This is a genomic window from Streptomyces sp. NPDC014882 (genome assembly GCF_043081325.1).
Lineage (GTDB): Bacteria > Actinomycetota > Actinomycetes > Streptomycetales > Streptomycetaceae > Streptomyces.
This window is the reverse complement of sequence record NZ_JBIBWL010000008.1, coordinates 323,939-345,893: the sequence shown is the minus strand read 5'-3', so window position 1 is coordinate 345,893 and position 21,955 is coordinate 323,939. Positions and strand designations below refer to the sequence as shown.

20 protein-coding genes are annotated in these 21,955 nt (G+C 74.9%); 10 read left to right on the top strand and 10 right to left on the bottom strand.

Features of this window, described 5'->3' with window-relative positions:
* Window positions 1-146 precede the first annotated feature (146 nt).
* Entirely contained in the window at window positions 147-632 is a 486-nt protein-coding gene (locus ACF09K_RS20880) for an SRPBCC domain-containing protein (protein ID WP_392245513.1), read from the bottom strand.
* Window positions 629-1,075: an ArsR/SmtB family transcription factor gene (locus ACF09K_RS20875; protein ID WP_392245511.1), complete on the bottom strand. Its 447-nt coding sequence runs from the start codon at window positions 1,073-1,075 to the stop codon at window positions 629-631. Before ACF09K_RS20875 ends, ACF09K_RS20880 begins: the two co-directional genes overlap by 4 nt.
* A 244-nt stretch (window positions 1,076-1,319) precedes the next feature.
* Here ACF09K_RS20875 and ACF09K_RS20870 point away from each other — a divergent pair, with 244 nt between their 5' ends.
* On the top strand, window positions 1,320-2,204 hold the full coding sequence (locus ACF09K_RS20870; RefSeq protein WP_392245509.1) for an alpha/beta fold hydrolase: 885 nt from the start codon (window positions 1,320-1,322) through the stop codon (window positions 2,202-2,204).
* Window positions 2,205-2,327: 123 nt separating this feature from the next.
* Window positions 2,328-3,107 carry an SDR family NAD(P)-dependent oxidoreductase gene (locus ACF09K_RS20865; RefSeq protein WP_392245507.1) on the top strand — a complete coding sequence of 260 codons (780 nt, stop codon included), beginning with the start codon at window positions 2,328-2,330 and terminating at the stop codon, window positions 3,105-3,107.
* Between the two features lie 187 nt (window positions 3,108-3,294).
* On the opposite strand, the gene argG is transcribed toward ACF09K_RS20865, so the two are convergent.
* Window positions 3,295-4,749 (bottom strand): argininosuccinate synthase, encoded by a 1,455-nt coding sequence (argG, locus tag ACF09K_RS20860; RefSeq protein ID WP_392245505.1) that lies wholly within the window; start codon window positions 4,747-4,749, stop codon window positions 3,295-3,297.
* 114 nt (window positions 4,750-4,863) lie between these two features.
* The gene (locus ACF09K_RS20855; protein WP_392245503.1) at window positions 4,864-5,049 is read right to left on the bottom strand and encodes a hypothetical protein; all 186 of its coding nucleotides are present in this window, start codon (window positions 5,047-5,049) and stop codon (window positions 4,864-4,866) included.
* A gap of 325 nt (window positions 5,050-5,374) precedes the next feature.
* On the opposite strand from ACF09K_RS20855, the gene ACF09K_RS20850 reads away from it, so the two are divergent.
* From ACF09K_RS20850 to gap, 4 genes are all read left to right on the top strand, one after another.
* The gene (locus tag ACF09K_RS20850) at window positions 5,375-7,870 is read left to right on the top strand and encodes a molybdopterin oxidoreductase family protein (RefSeq protein ID WP_392245502.1); all 2,496 of its coding nucleotides are present in this window, start codon (window positions 5,375-5,377) and stop codon (window positions 7,868-7,870) included.
* On the top strand, window positions 7,867-8,358 hold the full coding sequence (locus tag ACF09K_RS20845; RefSeq protein WP_392245500.1) for a hypothetical protein: 492 nt from the start codon (window positions 7,867-7,869) through the stop codon (window positions 8,356-8,358). The genes ACF09K_RS20850 and ACF09K_RS20845 overlap by 4 nt, the downstream gene beginning before the upstream one ends.
* Before the next feature lie 165 nt (window positions 8,359-8,523).
* Window positions 8,524-9,480 carry a GlxA family transcriptional regulator gene (locus tag ACF09K_RS20840; RefSeq protein ID WP_392245498.1) on the top strand — a complete coding sequence of 319 codons (957 nt, stop codon included), beginning with the start codon at window positions 8,524-8,526 and terminating at the stop codon, window positions 9,478-9,480.
* A 156-nt stretch (window positions 9,481-9,636) separates the two neighbouring features.
* Complete coding sequence (gene gap, locus ACF09K_RS20835; protein ID WP_392245497.1) at window positions 9,637-10,638, top strand: type I glyceraldehyde-3-phosphate dehydrogenase; 1,002 nt, start codon at window positions 9,637-9,639, stop codon at window positions 10,636-10,638.
* A gap of 60 nt (window positions 10,639-10,698) precedes the next feature.
* On the opposite strand, the gene ACF09K_RS20830 is transcribed toward gap, so the two are convergent.
* Window positions 10,699-12,063 carry a hypothetical protein gene (locus ACF09K_RS20830; RefSeq protein ID WP_392245560.1) on the bottom strand — a complete coding sequence of 455 codons (1,365 nt, stop codon included), beginning with the start codon at window positions 12,061-12,063 and terminating at the stop codon, window positions 10,699-10,701.
* A 242-nt stretch (window positions 12,064-12,305) separates the two neighbouring features.
* Between ACF09K_RS20830 and ACF09K_RS20825 the strand changes: the two genes are divergently transcribed.
* A complete protein-coding gene (locus tag ACF09K_RS20825; RefSeq protein WP_392245496.1) occupies window positions 12,306-13,592 on the top strand; it encodes a molybdopterin-dependent oxidoreductase in 1,287 nt (428 codons plus the stop codon).
* 340 nt (window positions 13,593-13,932) lie between these two features.
* Here ACF09K_RS20825 and ACF09K_RS20820 read toward each other — a convergent pair whose 3' ends face one another.
* Genes ACF09K_RS20820 through ACF09K_RS20810 form a run of 3 tightly spaced genes read right to left on the bottom strand, consistent with a single transcriptional unit; the run spans window position 13,933 to window position 16,051 of the window.
* Entirely contained in the window at window positions 13,933-14,697 is a 765-nt protein-coding gene (locus ACF09K_RS20820) for a class I SAM-dependent methyltransferase (RefSeq protein ID WP_392245495.1), read from the bottom strand.
* Window positions 14,694-15,308 carry a DUF2064 domain-containing protein gene (locus tag ACF09K_RS20815; protein WP_392245559.1) on the bottom strand — a complete coding sequence of 205 codons (615 nt, stop codon included), beginning with the start codon at window positions 15,306-15,308 and terminating at the stop codon, window positions 14,694-14,696. Before ACF09K_RS20815 ends, ACF09K_RS20820 begins: the two co-directional genes overlap by 4 nt.
* A 32-nt stretch (window positions 15,309-15,340) precedes the next feature.
* The gene (locus ACF09K_RS20810) at window positions 15,341-16,051 is read right to left on the bottom strand and encodes a glycosyltransferase family 2 protein (RefSeq protein ID WP_392245493.1); all 711 of its coding nucleotides are present in this window, start codon (window positions 16,049-16,051) and stop codon (window positions 15,341-15,343) included.
* A gap of 115 nt (window positions 16,052-16,166) precedes the next feature.
* Between ACF09K_RS20810 and ACF09K_RS20805 the strand changes: the two genes are divergently transcribed.
* The gene (locus ACF09K_RS20805; RefSeq protein ID WP_392245491.1) at window positions 16,167-16,964 is read left to right on the top strand and encodes a response regulator transcription factor; all 798 of its coding nucleotides are present in this window, start codon (window positions 16,167-16,169) and stop codon (window positions 16,962-16,964) included.
* Between the two features lie 2 nt (window positions 16,965-16,966).
* Entirely contained in the window at window positions 16,967-18,076 is a 1,110-nt protein-coding gene (locus ACF09K_RS20800; RefSeq protein WP_392245489.1) for a sensor histidine kinase, read from the top strand.
* 102 nt (window positions 18,077-18,178) lie between these two features.
* On the opposite strand, the gene ACF09K_RS20795 is transcribed toward ACF09K_RS20800, so the two are convergent.
* On the bottom strand, window positions 18,179-19,180 hold the full coding sequence (locus ACF09K_RS20795; RefSeq protein ID WP_392245487.1) for an NAD-dependent epimerase/dehydratase family protein: 1,002 nt from the start codon (window positions 19,178-19,180) through the stop codon (window positions 18,179-18,181).
* Window positions 19,181-19,601: 421 nt separating this feature from the next.
* Here ACF09K_RS20795 and ACF09K_RS20790 point away from each other — a divergent pair, with 421 nt between their 5' ends.
* Window positions 19,602-20,474, top strand: a complete 873-nt coding sequence (locus ACF09K_RS20790) for an SGNH/GDSL hydrolase family protein (RefSeq protein ID WP_392245485.1) — start codon at window positions 19,602-19,604, stop codon at window positions 20,472-20,474.
* A 248-nt stretch (window positions 20,475-20,722) separates the two neighbouring features.
* Here the strand turns inward: ACF09K_RS20790 and ACF09K_RS20785 are convergent, their stop codons facing one another.
* Window positions 20,723-21,955, bottom strand: coding sequence for a cytochrome P450 (locus ACF09K_RS20785; RefSeq protein WP_392245483.1), 1,233 nt, complete (start codon window positions 21,953-21,955; stop codon window positions 20,723-20,725).

Here is a 21,955-nt window from a genome sequence, read left to right as displayed (position 1 = left end):
GGCCGACGCGGGCGTCCCCGCGGGAGGGCGTGCGAGCGGGACCGGCGTGCGGTCCGCGGGCACGCCCTCCCGGTCCTCCCGTGCCGTGGTCCGCGGGGCGCCGGGCACGGTCGGACGTCGTACGGGGCGCGCGGTCCGCCCTCGCCTCAGCCGGTCAGGAGGGCGTCCATCTGGCCGACCGCCTGCCCGAGGCCCTCCGCCATGCCCATGGTCATCAGCTGCTCCATCTGCTCACGGGTCCCGAAGGCGGAGCTGATCTCCATGCGCGTGCCGCCGTCGTGCCCGGTCAGGCGCACGCGCACGGTGGTGGTCGGCATCGTGGGGCTGGGGGTCCCGTCCGGATCGGCGAAGCCGTCGGTGAACTCCAGGGAGTCCGGCGGCGTGACCGAGGTGACCCGCCACCAGCCGCGGTGCTTGTCGCCCTCGGGGCCGGTCATGAAGTAGGAGACCTCCCCGCCGGGGGTCAGGTCGTGGTCCTCGAAGGTCGCCGGGTAGGCCGGCGGTCCCCACCAGCGCTCCAGCCGGCGGGGGTCGGCCCACAGCTGCCACACCTTCTCCACCGGGGCCGTGAAGTCGGCGGTGAGGGTGAGGGTGAGGCGGTCGAAGTCCTTGTCCACGCTGGTCACGGTCATCTCTCCGGTCCTTTCCTCGGGGTCCTCGGGGTCCTCGGGGTGTGCGCCCTGCCGGGTTCCTGATCCTGTTGTCGTCCCGGTTCTCGTCCCGTTTCCTGTTCCGGCGCGTGAGGTTCCGGCGCGAGCAGGGAGGACATGCGGTCCACCCTGCCCCGCCAGAGGTCCTCCAGCTCGTCGAGGGCCTGCCGCGCCCGTGTCACGGCGGCGGGCTCGGTGCGGACGAGCTGCTCGCGTCCCCGGCGCCGTTTGGAGACCAGTCCGGCCCGCTCCAGCACCGTGACGTGCTTCTGCACCGCGGCGAAGCTCATCGCGTACTCGTCGGCCAGTCGTGACACCGACAGGCCGCCGGACACGCAGCGGCGCAGGACGTCCCGGCGGGTCGGGTCCGCCAGGGCGTGGAAGAGGCGGTTCAGGTCACCGTCGGCGGCATCATCTACAACCATTTGGTTGTAGGTTAACTCCTCGGCCGCCCCGTGTGAAGCCTCCGAGCGGCACCTCCGCCCCTCCCGCCGGGTCCCGCGGCGGAAGTCGCCCCACCGGCGAGCGTGACAAACAGGGCCGGGCGGGCGTTGAACCGCCCATGGAACATGCCCTCACCACAGCTGCCCCGCCGACGCCGAGCGACCGTGCGAGCTCGTGGTCCCGTGCTCGTCACGACCGCGGCCCGACGGCCGGACGGAGCCGCCGATGACCGGGCACAGGCGTGAACACCGGCTGCGGTACGAGGGGTTCACCTACCTCTGCCGGGTGGCCGAGGCGCCCGACCCGGTCACCGGGCCGCTCGTCGTGATCGGCGGCATGATGCAGGACCGCGGCTCCTGGGCCAACTACGAGAAACTGCTGCTCGGACACGCCTCGCTGGTGACCGTCGAACTCCCCGGCTTCGGCGCGGCCGACCCGCTGCCGGCCGCCCACGGCTACGACTTCCTCGCCGCCGCCCTGCGCCACCTGCTCGTCGAACTCGACCTCCGCGACGCGAACCTGCTCGGCACCTGCTACGGCGGCGCGATCGCCCTGCGCTGCGCCCAGCGCTACCCCCGGCACGTGTCCCGGCTGCTGCTCGGCGCGATGACCGGGCGGCTGCCGCAGCCGTATCTCGGCATGATCCCGCGGTGGCGGGCGATGGTCGAGGAGGGCCGGCGCGACGAACTCGCCGACAGCCTGACGGCGACGTTCGTGAGGCCTCCCGACCGCCGCATCCCGCGGCACTCGGCCGTCTGGCGGATGCTCAGCCACCAGTTCCGCACCCAGAGCGGCCAGGACCTCGCCAAGGCCTGCGAGCACAACGCCCGCATGCTGCTGCACGAGTGGTACGAGCCGATCGCCCTCGACGTGCCCGCCGTGGTCTACACGGGCGAGCAGGACCACCTCACCACCCCGGCCCAGGGACGGCGGCTGGCCCGCGAACTGCGGGCCCCGTTCGCGACGTTCCGCGACGCCGACCACATGTTCACCCTGGAACAGGACGTCGCCCACGCCGACCTCATCGTCCGGTTCTGCACCGGCGAGCCCCTGACGGACCTCCCCTACCTCAGCCTCCTGGAGCACCCCGCCGGCACGGCCGCCGTCTGACGCGCCGCCGCCTCGCGGTCCGCACCGGCACCGGGAGGCGGCGGCGCCGGGAGGCGGCGGCCGTGCCGGCGCCTCCCGGCACCCCGGGGCCGTCGCCGCGCACCGGGCGTCTAGGGTGCGGTCATGACCTCGCGCGACCACCTCTCGGACCTGTTCTCGCTGGACGGCCTGACCGCCCTGGTCACGGGCGGCAGCTCCGGCATCGGCAGGGCCGTCGCCGGGGCGCTCGCGCGAGCGGGGGCGAGCGTGGTGATCGTGGCCCGCAAGGAGCGGGAACTCGCCTCCACCGTCGGGGAGCTGACGGCGGACGGCTGCCGCGCGGGATGGGTGAGCGCCGACCTGAGCACCCGCGACGGGGTGCGTACGGCGGCGGAGCGGGCGGTCGCGGTGTTCGGCGAACCCGACATCCTCGTCAACAGCGCCGGCGTCAACCTGCGACCGCCCCTGGGCGAACTGGACGACGACGTGTGGGACACGACGATGGCGGTGAACCTGGAGGCGCCCCACCTGCTGGGCCGGCGCTTCGGACCCGGCATGGCCGAGCGGGGCTACGGGCGGATCATCCACGTCACCTCCCAGCAGGCGCACCGGGCGTTCGCCGACAGCGGTGCCTACGGCGTCTCGAAGGGCGCGCTGGAGTCGCTGGCCCGCTCCCAGGCCGAGGCGTGGTCGCCGTACGGGGTCACCTGCAACACGCTGGTGCCCGGGTTCGTCATGACGCCGCTGAACGCACGGCTGTCCTCCGACCCGGAGAAGGTGGCGGCGCTGGCCGCGCGCACGATGGTCGGCCGCAACGGGCTGGCCGAGGACTTCGCCGGGGCCGCGGTCTTCCTGGCCGGCCGCTCCTCCGCCTACGTCACCGGCCAGTCGCTCTTCGTGGACGGCGGCTTCTCCTCCCACTGAGCCTCCGGCGACGCGGTCCGACGAGATCCGACGCGGTCCGAGCCGAGGTGACGGGCTCGTGCCGGACCGCCGTGCCCGTGGCCCGACGCCCGGCCGTCCGCGGCTCCGACGCCCCGGCGGCGCGCGACGGACGCGAAGGGGGGGCCGGCACCCGCGGGTGCCGGACCCCCCTTCGCGTGCCGGGACGTCAGTCCGTGCCGAACTCCATGGCGGCGCGGTCCAGCAGCTCGTCGTCCCCGGTGACCTCGCCGCGCGAGGCGATGGCCTCGGCGCCGCCCCGCGGCATCTCCGGCATGGTGCCGATGAGGCCGGTCGCGGCCGCCTGCGCGGCGCCGACGGCCGGGCCGCCGGTGCCGATCAGACCGAGTCCGACGTACTGCTCCAGCTTGGCCCGCGAGTCGGCGATGTCCAGGTTGCGCATGGTGAGCTGGCCGATCCGGTCCACCGGGCCGAACGCGGAGTCCTCGGTGCGCTCCATCGACAGCTTGTCCGGGTGGTAGCTGAACGCCGGGCCGGTGGTGTCGAGGATCGAGTAGTCCTCACCGCGCCGCAGCCGCAGGGTGACCTCACCGGTGACGGCGGAGCCGACCCACCGCTGCAGCGACTCCCGGATCATCAGCGCCTGCGGGTCCAGCCAGCGGCCCTCGTACATCAGACGGCCCAGTCGGCGGCCCTCGGTGTGGTACTGGGCGAGGGTGTCCTCGTTGTGGATGGCGTTGACGAGGCGCTCGTACGCCGCGTGCAGCAGGGCCATGCCGGGCGCCTCGTAGATGCCGCGGCTCTTGGCCTCGATGATCCGGTTCTCGATCTGGTCCGACATGCCGAGGCCGTGCCGGCCGCCGATGGCGTTCGCCTCGATCACCAGGTCCACGGCGGAGGCGAACTCCTTGCCGTCGATCGTCACCGGGCGGCCCTGGTCGAAGCCGATGGTCACGTCCTCGGTGGGGATCTCGACCGAGGGGTCCCAGAACCGCACGCCCATGATCGGTTCCACGGTCTCCACGCCCGTGTCGAGGTGCTCCAGGGTCTTGGCCTCGTGGGTGGCGCCCCAGATGTTGGCGTCGGTGGAGTACGCCTTCTCCGTGCTGTCGCGGTAGGGCAGGTCGTGCGCGACCAGCCACTCCGACATCTCCTTGCGGCCGCCCAGCTCGGTCACGAAGTCCGCGTCCAGCCAGGGCTTGTAGATCCGCAGGTGCGGGTTGGCGAGCAGCCCGTACCGGTAGAACCGCTCGATGTCGTTGCCCTTGAACGTCGAGCCGTCGCCCCAGATCTGGACGTCGTCCTCGAGCATCGCCCGGACCAGCAGGGTGCCCGTGACCGCGCGGCCCAGGGGCGTCGTGTTGAAGTAGGCGCGCCCGCCGGAGCGGATGTGGAACGCCCCGCAGGTGAGTGCGGCCAGGCCCTCCTCGACCAGCGCCGCGCGGCAGTCGACGAGACGCGCGACCTCGGCGCCGTACGTCTTGGCGCGGCCGGGCACCGACGCGATGTCGGGCTCGTCGTACTGGCCGATGTCGGCGGTGTAGGTGCAGGGGACGGCGCCCTTGTCGCGCATCCACGCGACCGCGACGGACGTGTCGAGGCCGCCCGAGAAGGCGATGCCGACGCGCTCGCCGGCGGGAAGGGAGGTGAGGACCTTGGACATAGGAAGAGTATGCAGCATCTCGCATGATCATGCAAAGACGGTTGTCCGCGACGGTGTCCGGCGCCGCTTCCGGACCATCGGTACGGCGCCGGACCGGCGGCTCGGTCCACCGGTCTAGGTGTCGGCCCCTGCTCCTGCCCCGGTGCCGGGGTCGGTGTCTGTGTCTGTGTCGGGCTCGTCGTCCCTCTCGCCCTCGGCCTGGGACGGCGTCGGGTGGTCGGGGGAGGGCGTGTCGGTCCTGTTCGCGGTGTCGGGCTCCTCGGGCTCGCCCTCGGCCTGGCTGGGGGTGTGGTCGTTCATGGGAGGCACTCCTGGATCGTGTCGTCGTCCGGACGCGTGCGCCGGAGCGTTCCGGGCCGGTCGCGGCAGGGGCGGCCGGGGCGGCCGGTGTGGCGCCCGGGTGCCCCTGCGACGTCGCCGCCAATCGGGTGAGCCGCCCCGAGGGGCCGCGCGGGGCACGGCCGGGGCCCCGTTACGGCGCGGCCCCGAGGGGTACCGGTGACGGGCGGGCGGCGCGCCACGCGATGTCGCGGGAGTCGCCGGCACCGCGCGGGACGCCGCCCGGGCCGCCCGGACGGCGCGCCCGCACCGGGCGAGACGACGCACGTACTGCCGGGAGGCGGAGATGGACGCTTCGATGGACCGGATCGCACGGCCGTGGGGCGGCCGCACCCCCTACGGGCCGCACGAACCGTGGCCCGTGCGCGTCGACACCCACCTGGCGGCGGGCGTCGATCCGGCGCACGTCCAGCGGTGGGTGCAGGCGGCGTCGATCCTGCACTCCGACGGCGACGCCATGGACATCGCCGTGCTGGACGGCCGCATCGCCGGCGTGCGCGGCAGGGCGGACGACCGGGTCAACCACGGACGGCTGGGACCGAAGGACCTCTTCGGCTGGCAGGCCAACGCCTCCCCGGACCGGCTGACCACGCCGCTGATCCGCCGCGACGGACGCCTCGTCGCGTGCGACTGGGACACCGCGCTGGACCGGATCGTCACCCGCTCCCGCGACCTGCTGGACGAACGCGGCCCGGGGTCGATCGGCTTCTACACCAGCGGACAGCTGTTCCTGGAGGAGTACTACACGCTCGCGGTGCTGGCCAGGGCGGGGATCGGCACCAACCACCTCGACGGCAACACCCGCCTGTGCACGGCGACGGCGGGCGAGGCGCTGAAGGAGTCGTTCGGCTGCGACGGACAGCCGGGCAGCTACGACGACATCGACCACGCCGACGTCATCGCGCTGTTCGGGCACAACATCGCCGAGACCCAGCCCGTGCAGTGGATGCGGATCCTCGACCGGCTGGAGGGCGCCGCCCCGCCCCGCCTGGTGTGCGTCGACCCGCGCCCCACCCGGGTGGCCCGCAGGGCGGCCGTGCACCTGGCCCCGCGCGCCGGCACCAACGTCGCCCTGCTCGACGCGCTCCTGCACGAGATCATCCGGACGGACCGCGTCGACCACGACTTCCTCGCCGCGCACACGGTCGGATTCGAGGAACTGGCCACCCGCGTGGAGGAGTGCACCCCCGCGTGGGCGGCCAGGATCTGCGACGTGCCGGCCGCGCGGATCGAGGAGGCCGCGGAGCTCCTCGGCACCGCCGAGCGGCTGCTGTCCACGGTGCTCCAGGGCGTGTACCAGTCCCACCAGGCGACCGCGGCGGCCGTCCAGGTCAACAACCTGCACCTCGTCCGCGGCATGCTCGGCAGGCCCGGCGCCGGCGTCCTGCAGATGAACGGCCAGCCCACCGCCCAGAACACCCGCGAATGCGGCGCGAACGGCGACCTCCCCGGCTTCCGCAACTGGCAGAACGACAGCCACGTCGCCGACCTGGCGCGGGTGTGGAACGTCGAACCGGAGACCATCCCGCACCACGCCCCGCCCACCCACGCCCTGCAGATGTTCCGCTACGCCGAGCAGGGCTCGATCCGCATGCTGTGGATCAGCGGCACCAACCCGGCGGTGTCCCTGCCCGAACTGGCCCGGATCCGCTCGATCCTGGAGCAGGAACGCCTCTTCGTGGTCGTCCAGGACCTCTTCCCGACCGAGACCGCACAGCTGGCCGACGTCGTCCTGCCCGCGGCGACCTGGGGCGAGAAGACCGGCACGTTCACCAACGCCGACCGCACGGTCCACCTGTCCGACAAGGCCGTCGAACCGCCCGGCCTGGCCCGGCCCGACCTGGACATCTTCCTCTCCTACGCGGCCCGCATGGACTTCCGCGACAAGGACGGGGCACCGCTCGTCACCTGGCACGACCCGGAGTCCGCGTTCGAGGCGTGGAAGCGGTGCAGCGCCGGCCGGCCGTGCGACTACACCGGCATCACCTACGACATGCTGCGCGGCGGCAGCGGCATCCAGTGGCCCTGCAACGACCAGGCCCCGAACGGCACCGAGCGCCTCTACACCGACGGGATCAGCTGGGCCCACCCCGACGTCTGCGAGAGCTACGGCAAGGACCTGGTCACCGGCGCGAGCGCCGACGCGGTCGAGTACCGCTCCCTCAACCCGGACGGGAAGGCCGTCATCAAGGCGGCCGGCTACCTGCCGCCCCACGAGATCCCCGACGACAGGTACCCGTTCCAGCTGACCACGGGCCGCACCCTCTACCACTTCCACACCCGGACCAAGACGGCACGCGCCCCCCAGCTCGACGCGGCCGCCCCCGACGTGTGGGTGGAGGCGTCCGAGTCCGACGCGGCCCTGCTCGGACTCGCCGAGGGCGACCTGGTGGAGGTCGGCACCCCGCGCGGCGCCCTGCGGGGCCGGCTCCGGGTGACCGGCATCCGGCCCGGCCTGCTGTTCGTCCCCTTCCACTACGGCTACTGGGACACCGAGGGCGGACACGGCCCGGACGACGGCACGCCCCCGCGTGCCGCGAACGAGACGACCGTCACCGACTGGGACCCCGCCTCCAAGCAGCCGCTGTTCAAGACCGCGGCCGCCGCGCTCCGGCTCGTGGCACGCGGCGACGGCACTCCCGCCCCCGCGCCGACCACCACCGCGTCCGCCCCCGCACGCACGGGCTCCGTACCGGCCACCACGGGCGGGACGGCCGCCCTCGCCACGTCCGCCCCGGCCGCGGGAACGGGCGGCCACGGCCGTGAGGAGGACGCCGGATGAACGGCATCGCTCTGACCCTGCGCGCCCTGCACCACGGCGAGAGGCACCTCGCCGGGCAGCTCACGACGGTCGCCGAACGGCACCGCGCCGACCACGAGATCCACCACGTCGCCACCGACCTCGCCGGCTGGTCCCGCGAGCACGTCCGGCGCCTGGCCGACGCGGGCGGGGCCCACGGCCTCGACCTCGACGACTCCACCGGGGCCTCCGCGCCGGGCGTCCTGTCGACGCTCCGGGAGAAGGCCGCCGAATCGGTGGGCCGCCGCCCCGAGCCCGGCCTGCTGCTCCTGCGCGACCTGCGGCAGCTGCACCTGGACGCCACCGGCAACTCCCTCCACTGGGAGATGCTCGCCCAGGCCGCGCAGGCCACCCGGGACGGCGACCTCCTCGCCCTGGCCTCCGCGTGCCACCCGCAGACCCTGCGGCAGCTGCGCTGGACCAACACCATGATCAAGACCCTGTCGCCGCAGATCCTGACGAGCCTGTGACCCGTGAGGCGGCGACCAGGCGGGAAGACGGCCCGGCCCTGCCGGGGACCTGTCCCGCGGCGCGGCCGGGACCGTCGCCGTCCCGTCCGCCCCGGATCCGTTCCGCGGCGGCGGTCCGCCGCGGAACGGCGCGGCCGCCGGTGCCCGCCCGGGTAGCCTGGCCCCGTGCAGGCCCCCCGTCTCCGTCGTGTCGCCGTCCTCGTCCTCGAAGGGGCCAAACCGCTGGACGTGGGCATCCCCGCGCAGGTCTTCACGACGCGGGCGAGCATGCCGTACGAGGTACGGGTCTGCGGCGCGGCGCCGGGGCCCGTGACCGGCGGTGACGGCCTCTCCTACCACGTCGCGGACGGGCTCGACGCCCTCAGCTGGGCCGACCTCGTCTTCATCCCCGGCTACCGCTTCCCCGACCGCGACGACCCCCCGCCGGCCGTCGTGGACGCGCTGATCGCCGCCCACGGCCTCGGCGCCCGCCTCGCCGCCATCTCCACGGGCGCCTTCGCGCTCGCCGCCACCGGCCTCCTCGACGGCAGGCGCGCCACCACGCACTGGCACTACACCCGGGCCCTGGCCGCCCGGCACCCGCTGGTGCGGGTCGACGAGAACGTCCTCTTCGTCGACGAGGGCAGCGTGCTGACCTCGGCCGGCGCCGCCTCCGGCATCGACCTGTGCCTGCACATCCTGCGCGGCGACCTCGGGGTGGCCGCGTCCAACCACACCGCCCGGCGCCTCGTCGCGGCCCCCTACCGCAGCGGCGGCCAGGCGCAGTACGTGCCGCGCAGCGTGCCCGAACCACTCGGCGAGCGGTTCGCCGCCACCCGCGAATGGGCGCTGCGCCGCCTCGACGACGCCCTCACCCTCACGGCGCTCGCCCGGCACGCGGCGGTCTCGCCCCGCACCTTCTCGCGGCGGTTCGTCGAGGACACCGGCTACACCCCCATGCAGTGGGTGATGCGCGCCCGCATCGACGCGGCCCGGGAACTGCTCGAACGGTCCGAGCGGAGCGTCGAGCAGATCGCCGCCGACGTCGGCCTCGGCACCGGCGCCAACCTGCGGACGCACTTCCAGCACATCCTCGGCACCACCCCCAGCGAGTACCGGCGCACCTTCACCCGGGGCGAGTAGACCGGCCCGTCCACCCCGGGCGGGCGGACCGGTCCGGCGGCCGTCCACCCGGCCCCGCCCTCCTGGCACGATCCTTTCGAACCGTGGCGATCTCGCCGCTGTCCGGGCCGCGGGCGGCGCGCGAACCTGGGGAGGCGAACGGAAGGGACACCACACATGACTCGCATCGCCATCAACGGATTCGGCCGTATCGGACGCAACGTGCTGCGTGCGCTGCTGGAACGCGACACCGACCTCGAGGTCGTCGCCGTCAACGACCTCACCGAGCCCGCCGCCCTCGCCCGGCTGCTCGCCTTCGACTCGACGTCCGGCCGCCTCGGCCGCCCGGTCAGCGCCGAAGGGGACACCCTCGTCGTCGACGGCCGCCGCATCAAGGTGCTCGCCGAGCGCGAGCCGGCCCGGCTGCCCTGGGCCGAACTGGGCGTCGACATCGTGCTGGAGGCGACCGGCCGCTTCACGTCGGCGAAGGCCGCGCGCGCCCACCTCGACGCGGGCGCTAGGAAGGTGCTCGTCAGCGCGCCCTCCGACGGCGCCGACGTCACGCTCGCGTTCGGCGTCAACACCGACGCGTACGACGCGGACCTGCACACGATCGTCTCGAACGCCTCCTGCACGACCAACGCGCTCGCGCCGCTGGCCTCGGTCCTCGACGACCTCGCGGGCATCGAGCACGGCTTCATGACCACGGTGCACGCCTACACCCAGGAGCAGAACCTCCAGGACGGCCCGCACCGCGACCTGCGCCGCGCCCGCGCCGCCGGCGTCAACATCGTGCCGACCACGACGGGCGCCGCCAAGGCGATCGGCCTGGTCCTGCCGAACCTCGAGGGCAAGCTGTCGGGCGACTCGATCCGCGTGCCCGTCCCGGTGGGCTCGATCGTCGAACTCAACACGACCGTGTCCCGCGACGTGACCCGCGACGAGGTGCTGGCGGCCTACCGCGCCGCCGCCGAGGGCCCCCTCGCCGGGGTCCTGGAGTACTCCGAGGACGCGCTCGTGTCCGCCGACATCGTCGGCAACCCGGCCTCGTCGATCTTCGACTCGGCCCTCACCCGCGTCGACGGCCGGCACGTCAAGGTCGTCGCCTGGTACGACAACGAGTGGGGCTTCTCGAACCGCGTCATCGACACGCTCGGACTCCTCGCCACCACCGGCTGACCCGCCGCGCCCGTCCCGCGTCCGCGCCCCCGCCGTCGCCGGCGCGTCCTGGCCCCCGCCTCACCAGCCTGTCCTCAGCAGGTGGTTGATCAGCAGGGCCAGGACCGCCTGCGCGGCCAGCCAGGCACGCGGACGGGGCAGGAACGCGCAGGCCGGGAGCAGCCACAGCGCGAACGGCAGCCAGATGCGTTCCGTCTCCGCCTTGCTCATGCCGGACAGGTCGGCGGCCAGCAGCGCCAGGAACGCCGACGCCGCCAGGAGTGCCAGCCGGGCCGCGGCACCGGCCCGGTCCGGGGCGCCGGGGGCGGAGAGAGCCGCGCGCGGATGCCGCAGCAGCACCGCACCGGCCCGGCCCAGGCCCGCCGTCGAGGCCGCGCCGATGATCAGGACGGTGCAGGCGAGGTTGGCCCACACCCAGTAGCCGTAGGGGCGCACCCCACCCGCGCCCTGGCGGTAGCGCGTCACGAGCAGGCGGTACGCCTCCCACCAGTCGAACCCGGCGAGCGAGAACAGCGCCGGCACCACCGCGAGGCCGGCGAGCAGCGGCGGGAGCAGCGCCGCGGACCGCTCCCGCACGCGCCGCCGGACCGGCAGCAGCACCGCCGCGCCGACGACGGCGAACAGGGTGAGGCCGTAGGAGAGGTAGCAGGTCAGGCCGAACAGCAGGCCGGAGCCGGCCGCCCAGCCGGCCGAACGCCGGGCCGACCGGGCCGTGACGGCGAGGACCAGCAGGGCCACGGACCAGGCCGCGACGGCCGCGAAGTACGCGTCGGCCGAGACGCCCATCCACACCGCCGCCGGGGCCACCACGAGGAACGGGGCGGCCCGCCGCGCGAGTTCCTCGCCGGCCAGGGCCCGCACCGCCACCAGCACGGCCACGCAGGCCGTCGCGCCCACCGTGACGCACCAGGCCCCGGCCCAGCCCCCGCCCTGCAGACCGGCCCGGTCGAGCAGCACGAAGGTGAGCGTGGCGGCCGGGGGGTGACCGGCGACGTGGGCGGGCCAGTTGTCGGGCGCATCGAGGAGGATGTGCCCGTCGAAGTCGCGCAGCGCGGCCGGGATGTCGGGGAAGCGGTCGACGACCCGGAGGTACTCGTGGCGCGTGGTGAGCCGGCCGGCGACGCCCCGCCGCCAGCCGTCGACCAGGGCGAGCGAGAGGATCCACGCCGTCGCCGTGCCCCAGACCGCCGCGAGCAGCGCCCGCCAGGGCAGGCGGGCCGCCACGGTGGGGCCGTACGCCGCGCAGGCCACCGCCAGAAGGACCGCCGCCGGAGTGCCCGGGCCCACGTGGGGTCCCCAACTCGCCAGCAGCGGCGGCCAGTCGACGAACAGGGTGTGGCGGCTGTGCTGGAGGTGACGGCCGATCAGCACGGCCGCCGTCACCAGCAGGACGGCCGCCCCGACGGCGTACCGGTCGAGGCGCACGCCACCGGGGCCGGAACCGGGTTCGGAGCCGGAGCCGGGGCCGGGTTCGGAGCCGGGGCCGGGTTCGGGGCCGGGTTCGGGGCTTGTGTGCGGGGCGCGGGGCCGGGCGGGGCGCGGGGTGCGGGTCACACCGGAACGCTAGGCCGCGAGGCCCGCGCCGGACGGCCCGCGACGCCGGACGTCAGCGTTTCGTCATGGGTCGCGCGCCCGTTCGCCGGGGTGCGCGGGCCTACGGTCGGGGCATGCGAGACGACCCGCGGCTTCCCACCGCACCCGGTTTCTGGCGCAGCCCCCTGCGCGGCCCCTGGTTCACCTCGGTGCTGGGCCTCGTCCTCCTGGCCGGCCTCACCGTGCTGTTCGTGACGGGCCTGCTGTCGTACGCCGCCTACAACCCGGACCTGGCACCGGTCAACGACAAGACCCCGGACAAGGGGATCCTCGGCTTCTACCTCTTCGCCTGGCCGACGGACCCGCACTGGCTGTACCGGCTGAACCAGGGCGTCCACGTCACCCTCGGCGTCACCCTGATCCCGGTGCTGCTGGCCAAACTGTGGTCCGTGGTGCCGAAGCTGTTCGCGCTGCCGCCGGCCCGCTCGCTCGCGCACGCGCTGGAGCGGATCTCCCTGCTGCTCCTGGTCGGCGGAGCGCTCTTCGAGTTCGTGACCGGCGTGCTCAACGTCCAGCTGGACTACGTCTTCCCGGGCTCCTTCTACCCGCTGCACTTCTACGGCGCGTGGGTGTTCTTCGCCGCGTTCGCCGCCCACGCCGTCCTGAAGACCCCGGCGGCCGTACGGAACCTGCGCGCACTGCGCGACGAGCACGGGCCGCGCGACGAACGCGCACCGCGCACCGAGCGGGACCCCGGCCCCGGGGCGGACCCGCTGGTCTCCCCGCGGCCCGACGCCCCGACCGTCTCCCGGCGCGGCGCCCTGGGGTTCGTGGGCGGCGGCTCGCTGCTGCTGTTCGCGACGACGGCCGGGCAGACCACCGACGGCCCGCTGCGGCGCACCGCCCTCCTCGCGCCGCACGGCGGACCGGACCCCGGCACCGGTCCGAACGGCTTCCAGATCAACAAGACGGCCCGGTACGCGGGCATCCGCCCGTCGGAGACGGGCCCGGACGTCTGGCGGCTCGTCGTCACCGGGCGCACGGGCACCGTCCGCCTCACCCGCGACGACCTCCTGCGCCTCCCGCCGCACAGCGCGTCGCTGCCCATCGCCTGCGTCGAGGGCTGGTCGACGTCCGACCAGCGGTGGCGCGGCGTACGGCTGCGGGACCTCGCGGCGCTCGTCGGACACGAGGGTGATCCGCCGGACGTGTTCGTCGAGTCCCTCCAGCTCCGCGGCGCCTTCCGCCGCGCCGCCCTGCGCGCCGACCAGGTGGCGGACCCGCGCTCCCTGCTCGCCCTGTACGTCAACGGCGAGGAACTCTCCCCCGACCACGGGCACCCGGCGCGGATCATCGTGCCCGCCGCGCCCGGTGTGCTCAACACCAAGTGGGTGGCCCGCCTGACGTTCGGAGACCTGTGATGAGCCGGACCCCCGCGACGAGTCCGGCGCGACGACGGTTCCCCGTCGGCAGCCCCTTCCAAGTCCTCCTGTTCGCCTGCTCGTTCGCACTGGCCGGCCACGCGGGCGTACGGCTGCTCGCCGGCGACCGGTTCGGCGTGGTCCTGTGGTTCGCGGGGGCCGCCGTCCTGCACGACCTGGTCCTGCTGCCCCTGTACGCGACGGCGGACCGGGCCCTGGTCCGGGGGCTGCGCACGGCCGGCCGCGGCGAGTGGACCATGTACGTCCGGGTCCCGGCCGCCCTGTCCGGACTGCTCCTGCTGGTGTGGTTCCCGTTGATCAGCGGGACGGTGGCCGGCCGCTACCGGTCGGCCACCGGGCTCCCCGCGGACGGGTTCGCGGCCCGCTGGCTGCTGATCACCGCCGTGCTCTTCGGCACCTCGGCGCTGCTGCTGGCGCTGCGGCTGCGCAGGGCGACGAAGCACCGCCCGCCCGCCGCCCACTGATCGACGGCACCCCAGCCCGACCGGCCCGCGTACCGGGACAGGGCCGGGGTGCCGAGCCGCGCCCACGGGAACGCACCGCCGCTCCCCGCGGGGGCCTCGGGGACGTCGACGACCTGCACCTCGGCGCGTTCGTCGACGTCCCCCGGCAGGGTCTCGGCGATCAGCAGTCCGCCGGGGGAGAGGAGCCGGGCCGCCCGGTCCAGCAGGGCGCGCGGATCGCCGCCGATGCCGACGTTGCCGTCCATCAGCAGGACGGTGCCCCAGCGGCCCTCGCCGGGCAGCGGCTCGAAGACCGAGCGCCGCAGCGCCTGCCCGCCGAGCCGGACGGTGTGCTCGACGGCCGCCTCGCTCACGTCGATGCCGAGGGCGGTACGGCCCCGGGCGGCGAGTTCCGCCACCAGCCGCCCCGGCCCGCAGCCGACGTCCAGCACGGCGCCCTCGCACCGGTCCAGCACCTCCCGGTCGACCCGGTCGGCCCGCGCGCACCAGCGCTCCACCTCCAGCGGCAGCAGCCGGCCGTCGGCGCGGCGCAGGAACAGCGGACCGCGACCGGCCCGCAGCGCGGTGGAGTACGGGCCGGCCGCGGCCCAGGGGACGGCGCCGCTCTGCCGGGCCCTCATCGGCGCGCCGCCGCGCAGCGGGCCAGCCGGGCGGCGAACCGGCCGTGCGGGGCCAGCGCGGCGACCGCACGCGCGTCCCCGGCCTCATCCACGTCCCGCAGGCGCGGCAGGGCGCGCACCCGCAGTCCGGCGGCGACGAGCCGCTCGCGCTGGACGGCCCCGGTGGACGGCGTCGACATGGGCACCCCCCGCAGCAGCGCGGGGTCCGGCTCGGCGAGTCCCAGTGCCCAGAAGCCGCCGTCCTCCGCGGGCCCGAAGTACGCGTCGCAGCCCGCGAAGTCCACCGTCAGCAGGTCCGGCGTCACCTGCGGGGTGTCCATGCCGATCAGCAGCGCGGGACCCTCGCAGCGGGCGAAGGCGTCCGCCAGCCGCTCGTCCAGGCCCCCCGCGCACTGCGGCACGACGTCGAAGCCGGGCGGCAGCCACGGTCCGGGCGCGCCGTCCAGCACGAGGAGCCGCCGGACGGCGGGGGCGGCGGCGACGGCCGCCAGGGTGTCCGCGAGCGCGGCCTCCGCGAGGGCCGCCGCCTCCCACGGCGCGAACGGCGGGGTGAGCCGGGTCTTCACCCGGCCGGGCACCGGCTCCTTGGCGATGACGAGGAGCGTGGTCACCGGGGCGGGTGCGGTCACCGGGTCCGGCCGGATCACCGCGGGACCCCTTCGCGGACGGGGACGTCGTTCAGGACGCGGCTCATGTCCCGGACCGCCTGCCAGGTCCCGCGCCAGGTTCCGGTGACCTTCGAGGCGCCCGTGCGGGGCAGGTAGGGGACGTCGTGCTCGGTGATCCGCCAGCCCGCGTCGGCCGCCCGCACCACCATCTCCAGCGGGTAGCCGCTGCGCCGGTCGGTGAGGCCGAGGCCGAGCAGCGCCTCGCGGCGGCCGGCCCGCAGCGGGCCCAGGTCGTGCAGCCGCAGGCCGGTGCGGCGGCGCAGCAGCCGGGCCAGGGCGAGATTGCCGGCCCGGGCGTGCGCGGGCCAGCTGCCCCGGCCCCGCGGCCGCCTGCGGCCGAGCACCAGGTCGGCCCCGCCCGCGCGCACCTCCCGGACGAACGGCTCCAGCAGGGACGGGTCGAGCGAGGCGTCGCAGTCGCAGAAGCACACCACCTCGGCGGTGGCGGCGGTCAGCCCGGCATGGCAGGCCGCGCCGAAGCCCCGGCGCGGCTCGTGGACGACGGTCGCGCCGAGCCCCCGGGCGACCTCCGCCGAACCGTCGGTGGAGCCGTTGTCCACGACGAGCGCGCGCCAGCCGGCCGGGATCCTGGCCAGCACCCAGGGCAGGGCCTCGGCCTCGTCGAGACAGGGCAGGACGACGTCGACGCCGTCAGGGGGCGAGGGGGAAAGGGTCACGCCGTTCACCCTACGAACGCGAACCGGGCGAACCGGACTCCGGCTCCTTACGAAACGCGGACGTCGACGCCGTGCGCACGCCCCGCTGCCCCCGCCGACGACGCGGTGGTGCGAGGCTGGGGTCATGCAGCTGCCGTTCGAGCCCCCGCAGGCAGGAACCACCGCCGGGCACGCGCCGGATACCACCGCCGCGCATGCGCCGGATGCCACCGCCGGGCACGCGCCGGGCGCCACCGCCCGCGTCCTGGTCGTCGACGACGACCCCACGGTCGCGGAGGTCGTCGCCGGCTACCTCGACCGGGCCGGTTACACCGTCGACCGGGCCGACGACGGCCCCGCCGCCCTGGCCCGCGCCGCCGCCCACCGGCCCGACCTGGTGGTGCTGGACCTCATGCTGCCCGGCATGGACGGCCTGGAGGTCTGCCGCAGGCTGCGCGGCAGCGGACCCGTCCCCGTCATCATGCTCACCGCCCGGGGCGACGAGGACGACCGCATCCTCGGCCTGGAGGTGGGCGCCGACGACTACGTCACCAAACCCTTCAGCCCGCGCGAACTCGTCCTGCGCGTGGAGTCCGTGCTGCGCCGCGCCCGGCCCGCCGCCACGGCGCCCCCGCTGCGCGCGGCCGGCCTGACGGTCGACCCCGCCGCCCGCCGCGCCACCAAGGACGGTGCCGAACTCGCCCTCACCCTGCGCGAGTTCGACCTCCTCGCCTTCCTCCTGCGGCACCCCGGACGGGCGTTCGGCCGCGAGGACCTGATGCGGGAGGTGTGGGGCTGGGACTTCGGCGACCTGTCCACCGTCACCGTCCACGTCCGCAGGCTGCGCGGCAAGGTCGAGGACGACCCGGCCCGCCCGCACCTGATCCGGACCGTGTGGGGCGTGGGCTACCGCTTCGACCCCCGCGGACAGGAAGCCGGCTGACCGTGCGCGACACCCTCCTCATCGCCCTGTACGCCTTCGCCGGCGCCGCTGCCACCGGCGTCGCCGGCGCGGCCGCGCTGCGCCTGATCCGGCGCCGCTCGCTCACCGCCTCGCTCGCCGTCGTCGCCGCGGTCGGAGTGGTCGCGATGCTCGCGGGCACCCTCGCCGTCGCGTGGGCGATGTTCCTGTCCCCGCACGACCTCACCGTGGTGACCACCGTCGTGGCGATGGCCGCCGTGGTCTCCCTCGCGACCGCGCTGCTGCTGGGCCGCTGGGTCGTCGCCCGCAGCCGCGCCCTCACCGCCGCCGCCCGCTCCTTCGGCGACGGCGGCTCCTTCGCCGTCCCCGCGGGCCCGACGACCGCCGAACTGGACTCGCTGACCCGTGAGCTGGCGTCGACCAGCGCCCGGCTCGCCGAGTCCCGCGACCGCGAGCGCGCCCTGGAGACCTCCCGGCGCGAACTGGTCGCGTGGATCTCCCACGACCTGCGCACCCCGCTCGCCGGCCTGCGCGCCATGTCGGAGGCGCTGGAGGACGGGGTGGCCGCCGACCCCGGCCGCTATCTGCGGCAGATCCGCACCGAGGTCGAACGCCTCAACGACATGGTCGGCGACCTCTTCGAACTCTCCCGCATCCACGCGGGGACCCTCCCGCTCACCCCCGCCCGCATGTCCCTGTACGACCTCGTCGGCGACGCCCTCGCGGGTGCCGACCCCCTCGCCCGCGAGCACGGCGTCCGCCTCGTCGGCCACCCCGTCGAGGCGGTGCCGGTGGAGGTCGACGGCAAGGAGATGAGCCGCGTCCTGGGAAACCTCCTGGTCAACGCGATCCGGCGGACCCCCGCCGACGGCACGGTCGCGGTGACCGCAGAGAGCGGTCCGGACGGGGTCGTGGTGTCCGTGACCGACGGCTGCGGAGGCATCCCCGAGGAGGACCTGCCGCGCGTCTTCGACACCGGCTGGCGCGGCACCCACGCGCGCACCCCGCCGGCCGGGGCGGGCCTGGGCCTCGCCATCGTGCGGGGCATCGTGGAGGCCCACCGGGGGCGCGCCACCGTCCGCAACATCCCGGGCGGCTGCCGCTTCGAGGTGACCCTGCCCACGGCGCCGTAGCCGGCCGTGCCCGGCCGTCCGGCCCGGCCGTCCGACTCGACCGGTCCGGCCTCGCCCGTCCGTCTTTCCGGCCCGCCTGTCCGGCCCCCTGCCGGGTCCGGCTCAGGCCTCGCGCAGCCCGGCCCGCGCGAACTCCCGCATCCCCTCCGCGAATCCGACCTCGGGCTTCCAGCCGAGGTCGGCCCGCAGCCGGGCGGAGTCCGCGGTGATGTGCCGTACGTCGCCCAGCCGGTACTCCCCGGTGACCACGGGCTCGGGGCCGCCGTACGCGGCGGCCAGCGCACGGGCGGCCTCGCCCACCGTGCGCGGCTCGCCGCTGCCGGTGTTGTACGCCGTGAGCAGGCCGGCCGGCCCCCGCGCCTCCAGGGCGGCCACGTCGGCCGCGGCCACGTCCCGCACGTGCACGAAGTCCCGCCGCTGCCGTCCGTCCTCGAAGACCCGCGGGGCCTCGCCCCGGGCGAGCGCGGAACGGAAGAAGGAGGCCACACCGGCGTACGGCGTGTCGCGGGGCATCCGCGGTCCGTACACGTTGTGGTAGCGCAGCGAGACCGCCGAACCGCCGGTGGCGCGTGCCCACGCGGCGGCCAGGTGCTCCTGCGCGAGCTTGGTCGCCGCGTACACGTTGCGCGGGTCGAGAGGCGCGTCCTCGCCGACCAGCCCGGGGGACAGGCTCTCCCCGCACACCGGACACGGCGGCTCGAACCGGCCCGCGTCCAGGTCGGCGACGGCCCGCGGACCCGGCCGTACGACACCGTGCCGCGCGCACGCGTAACGCCCCTCGCCGTACACCACCATCGACCCGGCCAGCACGAGGTGCCGTACGCCCGCTCCGGCCATGGCGGCGAGCAGCACCGCCGTCCCCAGATCGTTGCGGGAGACGTACTCCGCCGCGTCCGCGACCCCGTCGCCGAGCCCGACCATCGCCGCCTGGTGGCAGACGGCGTCGACACCGGCGAGCGCGGCGGCCACGGCCGCCGGATCACGGACGTCCGCGGCCGGATCCTCCCGCACGTCGAACACGAGGGGCTCGTGCCCGCGCGCCCGCAGCGCGTCGACGACATGGGACCCGATGAACCCGGCACCGCCGGTGACCAGTACACGCATGCGCCCACGCTAGGACCGCCGTCCCGCCGCGCACCGTGACCCGCCCGGCACGTCACCACTCCGTAAGGGGGAAGGGCCGGGGCGGCGGCCGGCCGAGGGCGATCGGAGGACGCCTCGGCGAGGTTCCGGCAGGGAAGTCGGTGAGGGTTTCAAGGAGTTCGGTCGAGCATGTTGACTCGACTGTCGGGCGCCTGCACATTACCTATGGGTAGAACCACCCGGTAACCATGTGACCCGCACCGCGCCGCCCGGTCGTCGGCGTGCGCCCTCGCGCACGTGCGAACCGTCGGCGCCCCTCCTCCGCTCGAGCCGCCGCGTTCCCCGCGTTCCCCGCGTTCCCCGCGTTCCCCGCGTTCCGCGCGTCCGCGGGCGCCGCCCCGCCCGCTTTCGTCGCGTCCGTACTCCCGAGAATCGAGAGCACATGCCGAAGTCCGCCCTGCGTCATGTCATGGCCGCGTCATTCGCGACGGCCGGTGCGCTGGCCCTCAGCCTCACCGGGACCCCCGCGCAGGCCGCCACCCCCCTCGACTACGCCGCCCTCGGTGACAGTTACAGCGCCGGTTCCGGAGTCCTCCCGGTGGACCTCTCGAGCCCGCTGTGCCTGCGGTCCACGGCCAACTACCCCCATGTCCTCGCCTCCCGGACGGGCGCCCGCCTCACGGACGTGACCTGCGGCGCCGCCCAGACCAAGGACTTCACCCAGGCGCAGTACCCGACCGTCGCCCCCCAGGTGAACGCCCTCGACGCGGAGATTGATCTGGTCACGCTCACCATCGGCGGCAACGACAACGGGACCTTCGTCAACGCCGTGACGGCGTGCGCCGCCGCGGGCGTCCTCAGCGGCGGCCGGGGCAGCCCCTGCAAGGACGCCAACGGCACGAGCTTCGACGACCGGATCGACGCGAGCACCTATCCCGCCCTCAAGGCCGCCCTCGGCAGCGTCCGCGCCAAGGCCCCCGGCGCCCGGGTGGCGGTGCTGGGCTACCCCTGGATCACCCCCGCCACCGCGGATCCGTCCTGCTTCGCGAAACTGCCGGTCGCCACCGGCGACGTGCCCTACCTGCGCGGCATCCAGGCCCACCTCAACGCCGTCGTCCGGCGCGCCGCCGAGGAGACCGGCGCCACCTACGTCGACTTCAGCCGCGCCTCCGACGGCCACGACGCGTGCAAGCCTGTGGGCACCCGGTGGATCGAGCCGCTCCTCTTCGGCAACAGCGTCGTCCCCGTCCACCCCAACGCCCTCGGTGAGCGGCGCATGGCCGAACAGACCATGAGCGTCCTGGGCCTCGGCTGACGGGCCGTCCGGCGGCGGCCGCGAGGTCCGCCGCCGGTCCGCCGACGAGGGCGTCGACGTCCGCCGTCCGTCTCGCGGGGGCCGGCCGTGCCGCCACCACGGACGCCCCTGGTACGGCAGACGGCCGGCTGCCGTCTGCCTGGTGCGCGTGCGTTTCCTGTCGGCGAGCAGTGTTCGGGATCGGCGACGGCCGGGGCCTCGGGGGCTGCTTCCCGAGGCCCGGTGCGGGTGGTGGGGTGGTGGGGTGGTCAGCGGAGGGTGACCGGGAGGCGTTCGATGCCCCACATGAAGTTGGAGCGCAGGCGTTCGACGGGGCCGGCGAGTTCCATGTGGGTCACCTTCTCGGCGAGCACCTCCAGGAGGACCTTCAGCTCGACCTTGGCCAGGGGGGCGCCCAGGCAGAAGTGGGGGCCGATGCCGAAGGTGAGATGGCGGTTCGGGGTGCGGCCGAGGTCGAAGCGGTCGGGGTCGGGGAACACCGTCTCGTCGCGGTTGATGGAGGAGTTCCACAGGGCGACCGTCTCCCCGGCGCGGACCAGCTGGTCGCCGACCTGGACGTCCTTCTTGGCGACACGGGTGACGTGCAGGGCCGGGCTGGTGTAGCGCAGCACCTCGTCGACCGCGGACTCGATGTCCACCGCCCCGCTGCGCAGCCGCCCCCACTCGCCCGGATGCTCCATCAGTGCCAGCAGACCGGCGGCGGAGGCGTGGCGGGTCGTCTCGTTGGCGCCGGTGAGCAGCCCGTCGCAGTTGAGCAGGACCTCCTCGTCGGTGAGCCGGCGCCCGTCCAGGTCACCCCGGATGAGCGCGCTGACCACATCCGCACCGGGGTTGCGCCGCCGCTCCTCCACCAGTTCGGTGTAGTAGAGGAAGATCTCCGCGTGCGCCTCGGTCTTCTCCATGGTGCTCATCGGGCACTTGGCCTCGCCGCCGACCGAGGCGCCGAACGCCTTGCTGGTCAGGTCGATCATCATGGCCCGCTCCGACTGCGGGATCTCCATGATGTCGCAGATGATCGCCGCGGGCAGCACCGCCGCGATCTCGCTGACGAAGTCCACCACGTCCTTGCGCAGCGCCTCCTCCACCAGCGGCTCGATCACCCGGCGCATCGACGCCTCCAGCGTGGCGACGACCTTCGGCAGGAAGGCCGAGTTCATCAGCTGGCGCAGCCGGGGATGCGTCGGCGGGTCGGTGACGATGAGCATCTTGCCCGCGGCCGCCTCCACCGCGGCCGGATCGGAGTCGACGCGCATGCCCAGCTCGGAGGTGAACGCGTCGGTGTTCCGGTACACCTGCAGCGCCGGCTGGTACGCCATCACGGCCCAGAAGCCGGGCCCCGGCGGGTGGTTGTTCCAGTGGACGGGCGAAGAGGCCCGCAGCTGCGCCCACAGCGCCACCGGGTCCCCGGACTCGTAGAGCGCCGGGTCCGCCACATCGATCGTGGCGGGGTCGAGGGCCGCGAGGCCCCTCGTGTCGGCCAC

Coding starts and splice junctions, on each gene's coding strand:
- ACF09K_RS20805 (WP_392245491.1), top strand. CDS start 16,167: ATGCAGCTGCCGTTCGAGCCCCCGCAGGCAGGAACCACCGCCGGGCAC.
- ACF09K_RS20865 (WP_392245507.1), top strand. CDS start 2,328: ATGACCTCGCGCGACCACCTCTCGGACCTGTTCTCGCTGGACGGCCTG.
- ACF09K_RS20870 (WP_392245509.1), top strand. CDS start 1,320: ATGACCGGGCACAGGCGTGAACACCGGCTGCGGTACGAGGGGTTCACC.
- ACF09K_RS20855 (WP_392245503.1), bottom strand. CDS start 5,049: ATGAACGACCACACCCCCAGCCAGGCCGAGGGCGAGCCCGAGGAGCCC.
- ACF09K_RS20880 (WP_392245513.1), bottom strand. CDS start 632: ATGACCGTGACCAGCGTGGACAAGGACTTCGACCGCCTCACCCTCACC.
- ACF09K_RS20795 (WP_392245487.1), bottom strand. CDS start 19,180: ATGCGTGTACTGGTCACCGGCGGTGCCGGGTTCATCGGGTCCCATGTC.
- gap (WP_392245497.1), top strand. CDS start 9,637: ATGACTCGCATCGCCATCAACGGATTCGGCCGTATCGGACGCAACGTG.
- ACF09K_RS20845 (WP_392245500.1), top strand. CDS start 7,867: ATGAACGGCATCGCTCTGACCCTGCGCGCCCTGCACCACGGCGAGAGG.
- ACF09K_RS20875 (WP_392245511.1), bottom strand. CDS start 1,075: ATGGTTGTAGATGATGCCGCCGACGGTGACCTGAACCGCCTCTTCCAC.
- ACF09K_RS20790 (WP_392245485.1), top strand. CDS start 19,602: ATGCCGAAGTCCGCCCTGCGTCATGTCATGGCCGCGTCATTCGCGACG.
- ACF09K_RS20820 (WP_392245495.1), bottom strand. CDS start 14,697: ATGAGGGCCCGGCAGAGCGGCGCCGTCCCCTGGGCCGCGGCCGGCCCG.
- ACF09K_RS20825 (WP_392245496.1), top strand. CDS start 12,306: ATGCGAGACGACCCGCGGCTTCCCACCGCACCCGGTTTCTGGCGCAGC.
- argG (WP_392245505.1), bottom strand. CDS start 4,749: ATGTCCAAGGTCCTCACCTCCCTTCCCGCCGGCGAGCGCGTCGGCATC.
- ACF09K_RS20850 (WP_392245502.1), top strand. CDS start 5,375: ATGGACGCTTCGATGGACCGGATCGCACGGCCGTGGGGCGGCCGCACC.